General features: G+C 47.4%; 12 protein-coding genes. 7 read left to right on the top strand and 5 right to left on the bottom strand.

The features are described 5' to 3' along the window. Position 1: 1 nt before the first annotated feature. Positions 2-943 (bottom strand): 4-hydroxy-3-methylbut-2-enyl diphosphate reductase, encoded by a 942-nt coding sequence (ispH, locus tag ICE90_RS09110; RefSeq protein ID WP_216192109.1) that lies wholly within the window; start codon positions 941-943, stop codon positions 2-4. A 3-nt stretch (positions 944-946) separates the two neighbouring features. After that, positions 947-1,393 (bottom strand): peptidylprolyl isomerase, encoded by a 447-nt coding sequence (locus tag ICE90_RS09105; RefSeq protein WP_215320866.1) that lies wholly within the window; start codon positions 1,391-1,393, stop codon positions 947-949. A 30-nt stretch (positions 1,394-1,423) separates the two neighbouring features. Between ICE90_RS09105 and radC the strand changes: the two genes are divergently transcribed. The 3 genes from radC to rpmG all read left to right on the top strand — a co-directional run bounded on the left by radC (position 1,424) and on the right by rpmG (position 2,676). Beyond that, entirely contained in the window at positions 1,424-2,119 is a 696-nt protein-coding gene (gene radC / locus ICE90_RS09100) for a DNA repair protein RadC (protein ID WP_370624662.1), read from the top strand. 144 nt (positions 2,120-2,263) lie between these two features. Then, complete coding sequence (rpmB, locus tag ICE90_RS09095; RefSeq protein ID WP_011903570.1) at positions 2,264-2,497, top strand: 50S ribosomal protein L28; 234 nt, start codon at positions 2,264-2,266, stop codon at positions 2,495-2,497. Positions 2,498-2,508: 11 nt separating this feature from the next. Next, entirely contained in the window at positions 2,509-2,676 is a 168-nt protein-coding gene (gene rpmG / locus ICE90_RS09090; protein ID WP_015421876.1) for a 50S ribosomal protein L33, read from the top strand. An 89-nt stretch (positions 2,677-2,765) separates the two neighbouring features. Here the strand turns inward: rpmG and ICE90_RS09085 are convergent, their stop codons facing one another. Genes ICE90_RS09085 through purN form a run of 3 tightly spaced genes read right to left on the bottom strand, consistent with a single transcriptional unit; the run spans position 2,766 to position 6,173 of the window. Then, positions 2,766-3,959, bottom strand: coding sequence for an acyl-CoA desaturase (locus tag ICE90_RS09085; protein WP_216155099.1), 1,194 nt, complete (start codon positions 3,957-3,959; stop codon positions 2,766-2,768). Positions 3,960-3,987: 28 nt separating this feature from the next. After that, on the bottom strand, positions 3,988-5,547 hold the full coding sequence (locus ICE90_RS09080; RefSeq protein ID WP_215320873.1) for an RsmB/NOP family class I SAM-dependent RNA methyltransferase: 1,560 nt from the start codon (positions 5,545-5,547) through the stop codon (positions 3,988-3,990). Next, the gene (purN, locus tag ICE90_RS09075) at positions 5,544-6,173 is read right to left on the bottom strand and encodes a phosphoribosylglycinamide formyltransferase (RefSeq protein WP_215320875.1); all 630 of its coding nucleotides are present in this window, start codon (positions 6,171-6,173) and stop codon (positions 5,544-5,546) included. The genes ICE90_RS09080 and purN overlap by 4 nt, the downstream gene beginning before the upstream one ends. A gap of 39 nt (positions 6,174-6,212) precedes the next feature. Between purN and ICE90_RS09070 the strand changes: the two genes are divergently transcribed. From ICE90_RS09070 to coaBC, 4 genes are read left to right on the top strand one after another with little or no spacing between them, the layout of a single operon-like run. Continuing rightward, positions 6,213-7,163, top strand: coding sequence for a bifunctional riboflavin kinase/FAD synthetase (locus ICE90_RS09070; RefSeq protein WP_216192107.1), 951 nt, complete (start codon positions 6,213-6,215; stop codon positions 7,161-7,163). Further along, positions 7,138-10,017, top strand: a complete 2,880-nt coding sequence (gene ileS, locus ICE90_RS09065; protein WP_370624666.1) for an isoleucine--tRNA ligase — start codon at positions 7,138-7,140, stop codon at positions 10,015-10,017. The genes ICE90_RS09070 and ileS overlap by 26 nt, the downstream gene beginning before the upstream one ends. Positions 10,018-10,028: 11 nt before the next feature. Continuing rightward, entirely contained in the window at positions 10,029-10,520 is a 492-nt protein-coding gene (gene lspA / locus ICE90_RS09060; protein ID WP_215320881.1) for a signal peptidase II, read from the top strand. Between the two features lie 9 nt (positions 10,521-10,529). Then, the gene (gene coaBC, locus ICE90_RS09055) at positions 10,530-11,741 is read left to right on the top strand and encodes a bifunctional phosphopantothenoylcysteine decarboxylase/phosphopantothenate--cysteine ligase CoaBC (RefSeq protein WP_216192102.1); all 1,212 of its coding nucleotides are present in this window, start codon (positions 10,530-10,532) and stop codon (positions 11,739-11,741) included. The last annotated feature ends 11 nt before the right edge of the window (positions 11,742-11,752 follow it).

Here is an 11,752-nt window from a genome sequence, read left to right as displayed (position 1 = left end):
TCTACCCAATTAGGTTTTTAGGTAGAGAGAAAGTCACTTCCTCTATTACTCCATCAAGCGCCCTTACCTGTCTAGGGCCAAACTCCTGAATTTGGCTAACAATCGATTGCGCCAAGCTCTCCGGCGCTGATGCGCCCGCAGTTAAACCAACCCGTTTTTTACCAGCAAACCATTCTGGCTTGAGCTGTTCCGGAGCGTCCACCATGTAAGACGGAACGCCAAGCTTTTCAGAAAGCTCACGCAGGCGATTGGAGTTCGAGCTTGTCGCACTTCCCACCACAATAACGACCTCAACCTGAGGCGCCATGAATTTCACAGCATCTTGACGATTCTGAGTGGCATAACAAATATCTTGTTTGCGGGGCTGAACAATATTGGGAAACTTCATCGTTAGCGCATCGACAATTTCTTTTGTCTCATCTACTGAGAGTGTTGTCTGGGTAACAAATGCAATCTTTTCATCGGGCGGGAAAGGCAAAGAACCCACATCGCCAACTTTTTCGATTAAGAAAACGCCTTCTTTCACCTGCCCCATCGTTCCTTCAACTTCAGGATGTCCAGCATGACCAATCATCAATACCGTGAAGCCATCTTTACACATCTTGACAACCTCAAGGTGAACCTTGGTAACCAGAGGGCATGTAGCGTCATACACCTGCAAACCTCGCGCTTCAGCATCCCTACGAACTTCCTGAGAAACGCCATGAGCACTAAATACAACAATGCCCCCTTTGGGAACATCATGCAATTCATCTACGAATACCGCACCCTTCTCGCGCAACTCATTGACTACATAAGCGTTGTGCACAATTTCATGGCGCACATATATTGGTGCACCAAAACGAATAAGTGCCTCATTGACGATATTGATAGCACGATCTACGCCCGCGCAAAAACCACGCGGCTGAGCCATCAAAATTTCTGGGTTATTAAAGTCGCTCATGGTTTACAAAATCGCCACAATCTCTGCTTCAAAAGTTACCGGTCTGCCTGCCAATGGGTGATTAAAGTCAAACCAAGCGCCCTCTTCATTGATCGATTGCAGCACGCCTGCATATTGAGCGCCACCAGGCGCGTTGAACTCAATCACATCCCCCGGATTAAATTCCACGTCGTCATCGCGACCTTCTTTAAGCGCCTTCAAAGATACCCATTGCACTAAATCCTCTTTGCGCTCACCAAAACTTTCTTCCGGCGCTAGCAATGCACTTTTTTTCTCACCAATACCCAAGCCCAACAATACATTCTCAAAGCAAGGAGCAAATTGTCCAGACCCCATCAAAACCGTCGCAGGACGATCGACAAAAGTGTTGATGTAATCCTCCCCACTGGGCAAAGTGAGCCGATAGTTGAGGGTCAGATAGGAATTAGGCAAAACAGTAAGCTTAGTCATAAGGTGATTGTATCTAGGCCTGCGCTGGCTGTGCATTCCCCCATTACGGGCTGGCCAAAAAATGAGCAGCCTCGAGAAAAACTGCGCTTAAATGGCGCAGCGTCACTTTCTGATGCAGAACTACTTGCCATCTTTTTGCGGGTTGGGGTTAAGGGTAAAAGTGCGGTTGCACTAGCTAAAGATCTACTGCATCACTTTGGGAGCCTCCCTCGACTATTGGCCAGCACCCCCGAAGAATTCACGCGCCTCCATGGCATGGGGCTTTCCAAATGGTCTCAAATTCAGGCGGCATATGAGCTAGTTAAGAGAAGTCTAGAGGATGGCTTGACCCATGACCCTATCTTTTCATCGCCCAACCATGTCAGGGAGTTCTTGCAGGCCAAAATTGGCCGTCTCCCCCATGAGGTCTTTCTGTGTCTCTACTTAGACTCCCGGCTTCACCTGATTGAGTGTGATGAGCTTTTTAGGGGGTCTATTACCCAAACAGCCATCTACCCCCGTGAAATCCTAAAAGAAGCCCTTGCTAAAAATGCTAGCGCCCTCATCGTGGCCCACAACCACCCCAGTGGCAATCCATTACCGAGCGAAGCAGATCAAAAACTCACCAAAGTATTAGCAAATGCCTTGCAACTGGTAGATATTCAGCTCTTGGATCACTGTATTGTGAGTGGCAGCGGTTTTTTCTCTTTTTCTGACTCTGGGCTTATGGATATTGGTCTTAAATGATAGTAAATGCTAACTTTATAGGTAATTTTCTACCTAGATACCCCCTTTATACTGAATTCCCCCCAAACAAAGCCATTTAGGGCTAGCCGAAAATAGGCTGAGACTGATACAATCTTCTTTTTTCGCAATTAATGGAGTTATGTCATGGCAAAAGTTTGCCAAGTCACTGGGAAGAAGCCGATGGTTGGCAACAATGTATCCCATGCAAACAATAAAACGAAGCGTCGCTTTTTGCCGAATTTGCAAAATCGTCGTTTCTGGGTTGAATCTGAAAACCGTTGGATTAGCTTGCGCTTAACCAATGCTGGTTTGCGCGTTATCGACAAGAACGGCATCGATGCTGTGTTGTCTGATCTTCGTGCACGTGGCGAAATTTAAGGAGCGCACAAATGGCTAAAGGCGGCAGAGAAAAAATCAAGTTAGAGTCATCAGCAGGTACTGGTCACTTCTATACAACTTCAAAAAACAAGCGTACAAAGCCTGAGAAAATGGAGATCATGAAATTCGATCCAACCATTCGCAAGCACGTTGCTTACAAAGAAACAAAGCTGAAGTAATTTTTACTTCAAGCAATAAAAAACCCGCTGAAGTAGCGGGTTTTTTATTGCCTAGAAATTCTTCCAAGCGCTTGGTTTGCAATTTATCTTTAGGCGTAACGACGCAATCTCAAAGAGAACTCACGCAGACTTGTTAAGCCACTGTCTTCAGCGCGCTGACACCAAGCATGCAGCTGAGAAAGTAATTGCTCTTTAGTGGCGTTAGAGCGACCCCAGATAGCCTGTAGCTCACGACGCATCTCAATCATTTTGCGTAGCTGAGCATTACTCGCCATGAGCTCTTCAAGCTTTGCTTTCTCTTGCTCAGTTAAACGAGATTCATCCTTAGCTAGCCAAGTACGCGCATCACTTAAATGCGTTGCCAAGACTTGCATGTGCTGCACTTCATTGCCAAAGAAGTTACGCAATGTCTTGCTATAACGAGCCATGATTTCATAACGGTTTGCAATGATAGCCTCTAGGGTGCTTTGATCAGCAGGACGCAAATCGCTTAGTACCGGCTTAGGCGGCGTCTTCTTCACAGTAGCCAAGCCAACTGCGCTCATGATCTGAATATACATCCAACCAATATCGAACTCATACCACTTGTTCGACAGCTTCGCACTCGTTGCAAAGGTGTGATGATTATTGTGCAGCTCTTCGCCACCAATCAAAATACCCCAAGGCACAATGTTTCGGGAAGCATCTTCGCAATCAAAATTACGATAGCCCCAGAAGTGACCAACACCATTAATGATGCCGGCTGCGGTAATTGGAATCCAGAGCATTTGCACTGCCCAAACTGTTAGGCCAACCGCGCCAAACAAAAACACATCGATGATGAGCATGATGGCAACGCCCTGCCAAGAAAACTTAGAGTAGATGTTGTGCTCGATCCAGTCATCTGGAGTACCGTGACCAAATTTATTCAAGGTCTCTTGATTGGCCGCTTCTTTTTTATAGAGCTCAGCGCCACGAGAGAGCACTGTATTGATACCCAAAACCTGTGGGCTATGAGGATCATCAACCGTTTCACATTTAGCGTGATGTTTGCGATGGATGGCCGCCCACTCTTTGGTAACCATGCCGGTTGTTAGCCAAAGCCACAAACGGAAGAAGTGAGAAACAATGGGATGCAGATCCAAAGCCCGGTGGGCTTGGCAGCGGTGCAAGAAAATCGTTACCGCAGCAATCGTGATGTGCGTAACGATTAAGGTGAAAACAACTATCTTCCACCAAGACCAATCCAAATATCCATTAGCAAGCCAATGGAGGAACAAATCAAAACCTGAAGCTGTATTCAAAAGGGAATCCCTAAAGAGGTCTAAAACTTTATTTTAGTTCTTTAGGGGCCTTCTTGTTTTTGACCTTAGTCTCTTTTTGAGGGTCTTTTTCTGACTCGGCAACTGGGGCAGCAGCTTTTTTCTGGAATACAGCCCCAAAAAAGCCATCGGTTCCATGAATATGGGGCCATAACTGCCACCAAGGATTATCCGAGCTACAACCTACTGGTAATTTATCCTTAGGAAACAATGGCTTAAGAGCTTCAGCTGCCGGAACAGCCTCAAATTGAGGATGTTTTGCCAGAAAATCTTCGGCAATAGCTTGATTCTCCTGGGGTAACAGGCTGCAGGTGGCATAAACCAAGCGTCCGCCTGGTTTTAGCAAGCGCGCAGCAGAGGCCAAGATATTCATCTGCTTCTGATTGAGCTCCAAGACTCCAGCGGGGGTCTGGCGCCATTTCAGGTCGGGATTGCGGCGCAAGGTACCCATGCCACTACAAGGGGCATCCACTAGGACACGATCAATCTTGCCGGCCAAGCGTTTGATCTTGGCGTCATTCTCACTATCAATCCACACTGGATGCACATTAGAAAGGCCACTACGGGCCTGCCTTGGCTTCAAATTCGCTAAACGACGCTCTGATGTATCTAAAGCATACAAACGCCCTGTAGAGCGCATGATCGCCCCAATCGCCAAAGTCTTGCCGCCAGCTCCAGCGCAAAAGTCAACAACCATCTCACCACGTTTAGGTGCAAGTAAGTAAGCCAAAAGCTGACTACCCTCATCTTGAACTTCAAACATACCGGCTTTAAAACCAGCAGTATTTTGCAGAGCAGGTTTGCCCATAATGCGCACGCCATCAGGCGCGTAAGGAGTTGGAATTGCTTGATAGCGACCGCCCAATGCATTCATCTGCACAAGCAGTTCTTCGCGATTGGTTTTCATGGTGTTCGCACGTAAATCTAACAGTGCTGGATGCATTAATGACTTAGCCAACTCTTCACGAGTCTCTTCACCAGGATATTTTCCAAATGCATCCCATAACCACTCTGGCAAATTGTTGCGCACGAGAGGATTTAATGCCGAAGGATCAACCGTTGCAAAACGTTGCAGCCACTCATATTCACCAGGCTTAAGAACGTGTGCCAAGTCGGCGATAGCGCTCTCTGCACGATTAGCAGAACCCAATCCACCCTCCGACAGAGCAGACAGCAAACCCAATAGGGCTAAGCGTCTAGGCTGAGAGCCTTCGCCGCTCGAAGCAAATTGAGAGAACTCATTTTTACGACGCAAAATGGCGAACGCACTCTCAGCAATCAAAGCACGATCGCGATTTCCTAGTTGTTTTTCTTCTCTGAAATAACGACTGACTACTCGGTCAGCTGGCTGTTCAAAACTCAGCAATTCGGGAAGTAAGCGCTCAAGATGAATTGCATGCTGCGGCAATGCTTTTGCATTGGAAAAATTCTTTTGGCCTTCTGGCGCAATTAAATTACCACTGGCATTGCGACGCTCAGGACGACGCAGCGGATCTTTCGATTTCGTTGCATAACTTTTATGGGGGGCTAGTCTGCTGCCAGATCTGCGGGGTGGACGTTCTGCACTCATAATTTAAAAAATTGCGACTCCGGGGGTTGTAACTTCACTTGATTACCTTCTATGCGCAATCGTCCATCGAGGAACCATTTTACGGCCCGCGGGTAAATTTGATGCTCAGCAGCTAAAACACGAGCGGCCAAGGTGTCTGCATCGTCACTTTCCAGCACTGGAACTGAGGCCTGACAAATTATCGGACCCTCATCCACACCCTCATTCACGAAGTGAACGGTGGCGCCATGCTCCTTCACGCCAGCCTCCAGAGCCCGCTCGTGGGTATGTAAACCAGGGAAGGCAGGCAATAAAGCTGGGTGGATATTGATCAAGCGGCCCTCAAAATGGCGAATAAAGCCTGGAGTCAAAATTCTCATAAAGCCTGCAAGAACCACCAAATCAGCCCCTAAGGCATCAATCTGCGCAATTAAGGCAGCATCAAAGGATTCACGGGTCGCGTGCTCTTTATGCTCAATGGTAAAGGCCGGAATACCCTGCGAGCGAGCAAAATCAAGGCCCTTCGCCGCCGAGTGATTCGCTATAACCCCAGCAAAAGTGACTGGCCATTGCTCTTTTTGAGCTATTTTGACGATGGCCTCGAAATTAGATCCGCGGCCGGAGATTAAGGTGACGATAGAAGGCATGCCCACAATATAATTGATGGCTACCCTGAAAGCGATTTTGTGAACGTATTCCGTGGCCCCACCCAGTTTTCTGCAGGACCTGCTTGTGCCCTAACCATCGGTAATTTCGATGGCGTGCACAGGGGTCATCGCGCCCTGCTCAAGGAGTTGGTTGATGGCGCCAAGGATCAAGGTCTGGTCAGTTGCGTAATGACCTTTGAGCCACATCCAAAAGAATTCTTTTCACCCGAACAAGTCCCTCCCCGCATTCTGAATTTGCGAGACAAATTAGCCGCACTTGCCGAACTTGGTATAGATCGTGTTGTTGTAGAGCACTTCAACTCTGCTTTTGCCAAACTGTCGCCCGAAGAATTTGTTTCAGAAATTATTGTCAAACGACTGAACGCTAAATGGATTTTGATTGGTGATGATTTTTGCTATGGCGCAAAACGTGCAGGGAACTTTGCCAGCTTGAAAGCTGCTGGTGAAAAATATGGCTTTAAAGTCTCTAGCATCCAAACCATTCAAGAAAATGGTGAGCGTATTTCTAGTTCTGCACTACGCACTGCGCTAGCTTGTGGTGATATGCAGTTAGCGGAAAAATTGTTAGGTCGTCCTTATGGAATTTCTGGCCACGTGATTCATGGTCAACAGCTTGGACGTCAGCTTGGATTCCCCACTTTGAATTTAGCAGTTGCCAATCATCTCCACCATCGCAAGCCAGCAACCACTGGGATATTTACTGCACAGGTTTTAGGTCTAACCGATAACCCCCTTCCAGCAGTGGCTAGCCTGGGCGTCAGACCAACAGTAGAAGATGAAGGCAGAGTGTTGCTGGAAACTCACATCTTTGATTACAACGCGGATGTTTACGGAAAAATTATCACCGTAGAGCTATTAGAAAAAATCCGTGATGAGGCGAAGTACCCAGACCTCGAAACCCTTACACAAGCGATTGCAGCAGATGCAGCGCATGCCAGAAATTATTTCCAGAAAAAAGCTTATGTCTGAAAAAGAAAACTCTTATCCCGTTAATCTTCTAGATACCTCCTTCCCAATGCGAGGAGATTTAGCTAAGCGCGAACCACAATGGGTCGCTGGCTGGCAAAAGAATAAGCTCTACGAAAAGATTCGTGCGGCCCATGCCAATCAACCAAAGTTCATCTTACATGATGGCCCTCCTTATGCAAATGGCGATATTCATATCGGACACGCAGTAAACAAGATTTTGAAAGACATGATTGTCAAATCACGCTGGCTCATGGGCTTTGACTCTGTTTATGTACCCGGCTGGGATTGTCATGGCATGCCGATTGAAATTCAGATTGAAAAAGAATTTGGCAAGAACTTACCAACCGCTGAAGTGCAAGCTAAAGCGCGTGCCTATGCTCATGTTCAAGTTGAAAAACAGAAGAAAGATTTTGAACGCTTAGGTGTATTAGGTGATTGGAATAACCCCTACCTCACTATGAACTTCCGCAATGAGGCTGATGAAATTCGTGCCCTTGGGAAAATCTGGGAAAAAGGATATGTCTTCCGTGGCTTGAAACCAGTGAACTGGTGCTTTGATTGTGGCTCCGCACTAGCTGAAGCCGAAGTAGAGTACCAAGATAAAACCGATCCCACGGTGGATGTAGGTTTTGCCTTTGATGATGCGCAGCGCCCACAGCTGGCAAAAGTATTTGGACTTGCTGAGCTACCAAACAAACCAGGCCAAATTATCATTTGGACAACAACCCCTTGGACCATTCCTGCTAACCAGGCAATGAATGTCCATCCAGAGCTCACTTACGCATTAGTTGATGTTGGTGACAAGTTACTGATTCTGGCAAAAGACCGCGTTGAAATCTGCTTGCAAGACTATGCCCTAGAAGGCAAAGTCATTGCCACCTGTACTGGCAGCCAGCTTGCAAATATCTCCTTCTGGCATCCATTAGCCCCATTGCACGAAGGCTATAAGCGTCTCTCCCCAATTTATCCTGCTGAGTACGTTACTTTGGATACTGGTACTGGCATCGTTCACTCCGCTCCTGCATATGGCGAGGAAGACTTTAAATCTTGCAAAGCCAATAAGCTTGCTGATAAAGACATTCTGAATCCAGTCATGGGCAATGGAGTGTACGCATCATGGTTGCCGCTATTCGCCAATGAATACATCTGGAAAGCAAACCCGAAGATTGTTGAAGCAATGCGCGAAGCAGGCAGCCTTCTGCGTGATAAAACGTATACCCACTCTTATATGCATTGCTGGCGTCATAAATCCCCAATTATTTATCGCGCAACCTCACAATGGTTTGCAAGCATGGATAAGAAGCCGTCTGATGGCAAAGCCAGTTTGCGCGAGACTGCATTAGCAGGGATCGATAGCACTGAGTTCTTCCCAGCATGGGGCAAACAACGCTTAAGCAGCATGATTGCCAATCGCCCTGATTGGACTTTGTCACGTCAGCGCCAATGGGGCGTGCCAATGGCGTTCTTTGTACACAAGGAAAGTGGTGAGCCACATCCACGCACTGTTGAACTGCTCGAAGAAATCGCTAAGCGCGTGGAAAAAGAAGGTATTGAAGCCTGGCAAAAATTGGAAGTTGCCGAGCTTCTGGGCGAAGAAGCTGCACAGTATGAAAAGAACCGTGACACCCTAGATGTCTGGTTTGATTCCGGAACAACCCATTGGCATGTCATTCGTGGATCGCACCGTGATGAGTTATTAACCGCTGACGCAGAAACACCCAACGGTCGCTTGGCTGATTTATATCTCGAGGGTTCAGACCAACATCGCGGCTGGTTCCACTCCTCCTTGTTAACGGGCGCCATGCTCGATGGCAAACCACCATATAAAGCACTCCTTACGCATGGCTTTACCGTCGATGGTCAAGGCCGTAAGATGAGTAAATCGGTGGGTAATGTCATTGCACCCCAACAAGTTGCCGACAAGCTTGGTGCTGAGATTATTCGCCTCTGGGTTGCCTCTACAGACTACTCTGGCGAAATGACGATCTCAGACGAGATTCTCAAACGCGTTACCGAGAGCTATCGTCGTATTCGCAATACTTTGCGCTTCTTATTGGCTAACCTATCAGATTTTGATCCTAGCAAGCACACGATGCCTTCTGGGCAGTGGCTTGAGATTGATCGCTACGCAGTTGCTCTTGCCAATCAATTGCAGAGCGATACTGAAGCGCATTACAAAGCATATGAATTCCAACCAGCAGTAGCTCGCATACTATCCTTCTGCTCCGAGGATTTGGGCGGCTTTTATTTGGATATTCTGAAGGACCGCCTCTACACGAACGCACCCGACTCTCCTGACCGCCGCGCTGCTCAGAACGCCCTATTCCATATCACCCGCAATCTCTTAAAATGGCTATCACCATTCCTCTCCTTCACCGCAGAGGAAGCCTGGAAAGACTTCCCCCATGGTTCAGGCAGCAAGCCTGCAGAATCAATCTTTATGGAAGAGTTTGGCAAGTTCCCTGAGATTGCTCATGCTGAGGAATTGCTTGCCAAGTGGAATCGTATACGTGAAATTCGCTCCGAAGTGACTAAGGCAATTGAGCTTGAGCGCGAAGCAGGTAATGTAGGCTCATCATTGCAAGCTGAACTCACGATCAAAGTCAGTGATGTTGATTTCGCTATCCTGCACTCATTAGAGGATGATTTACGCTTTGTAACCATCACCTCTGGCGCCAATATAGAACTAAATAATGAGGGGTTAGAAGTTTTGGTACGTGGTAGCCAATATAAAAAATGTGGACGCTGCTGGCATCACACCAAAGAAGTAGGAAGCAATGCCGATCACCCAGAATTATGTGGTCGCTGCATTAGCAACTTGTTTGGTGATGGCAATCATCGCCTCTTCGCTTGAGTAGTAACTATATGAAAAGTCTTGCACTACCTCGTTATCTAGCAATTGCTGTCATCATGCTATTGCTAGATCAACTTAGCAAGTGGTCGGCGCTCATTAATTTGCAAATGGGCACTCCTGAACCGGTTCTTCCTTTTCTAAACTGGTTACTTCTCTTTAATCCTGGCGCAGCATTTTCATTTCTGGCGCAAGGCTCTGGTTGGCAGCGCTGGTTCTTCACCATTCTTGGGCTAGCGGCATCCGTTTACATTATTTGGATGCTATATAAAAACCAAAGCGATAAGCTACTCTGCATAGCCTTAAGCTTCATTCTGGGTGGCGCACTTGGTAATGTCTTAGATCGCGTGATGTATGGTGCTGTAGTCGACTTTATTGACTTACATTATGGCAATTGGCATTGGCCCGCATTTAATGTGGCCGATAGCGCCATCTGTATCGGTGCAACCCTCATTATTTGGGGTGAATTACGCAAGTCATTTGGCAAATCTGCCCAATCTCATTAAGCTGGCGCCATGCAATCACTTATTAATAAGAAGATCGTTCTCGGAATCTCTGGTGGGATAGCGGCCTATAAAGCCCCTGAGCTTGCACGTCAACTCATGCAAGAAGGCGCATCCGTACAAGTAGTGATGACCGAGGCTGCACAGCAATTTGTGACCCCTGTAACTATGCAAGCCCTCACAGGTAATCCGGTTTACTTGAGTCAATGGGATAGCACCATTCCAAACAATATGGCGCACATTGAGTTATCACGTTCTGCAGATGCCATTCTGATTGCCCCTGCAAGCGCTGATCTCATGGCCAAGCTTTCTCTGGGCTTAGCTGATGACTTATTGACCACCTTATGCCTTGCAAGAGATTGCTCTCTATTGCTCACGCCGGCCATGAACAAGCAGATGTGGGAGCATGCGGCCACCCAAAGAAGCGTCAAACGACTTGCAGACGATGGCGTTATCCTTCTTGGGCCTGCCAGCGGCTTCCAAGCTTGTGGCGAAGTGGGCATGGGCAGAATGCTTGAGCCTACAGAAATCACTGAGCAAGTCATTGCCTTCTTTCAGAAAAAAGTATTGGCCGGTAAAAAAGTATTAATTACTGCAGGCCCCACATTTGAAGCAATTGATCCAGTGCGCGGCATTACCAATCACAGCTCGGGCAAGATGGGTTTTGCTATTGCAAGAGCTGCTGTTGAGGCTGGTGCTCAAGTCCATTTAATTGCTGGACCGTGTGACATCAATACTCCGCTTGAAGCTACTGGAAAAATTACCCGTACCAATGTCGTTAGCGCCAAAGAAATGCATGCAGCCACTCTGAACGCAGCTGACTGCGATATTTTCTTTGCAGTCGCCGCCGTCGCTGACTGGGGTATTGCCAAGCCTGCCAAAGAAAAGATGAAACGCCAAGGTAACCAAGCACCTCATTTAGAGTTTTCAGCTAACCCAGACATTCTGCTTGATGTTGCTAAGACAGTGAAAACTAAAGGTGGTAAGCCATACCCCTATTGCGTAGGCTTTGCAGCAGAGTCAACGGATCTAGAAAAGCATGCCGATGAGAAGCGTCAGCGCAAAGGTATTCCGATGATTGTTGGCAACATCGGTCCCGATACATTCGGCAGCGACCTCAATCAATTGCTCGTGATTGACACCAGCGGCAGCAAAAAAATTGCTAAAGCAGAAAAGCTTCGGCTCGCACGCCAACTCATTGCGCTAGTTGCCAAGAAAATTTAAATCCCCGTTTT

The sequence above is a fragment of the Polynucleobacter sp. AP-RePozz3-80-G7 genome (assembly GCF_018882145.1).
Taxonomy (GTDB): domain Bacteria; phylum Pseudomonadota; class Gammaproteobacteria; order Burkholderiales; family Burkholderiaceae; genus Polynucleobacter.
The sequence above is the reverse complement of the archived record's forward strand: the minus strand, read 5'-3'. Positions and strand labels throughout refer to the sequence as shown.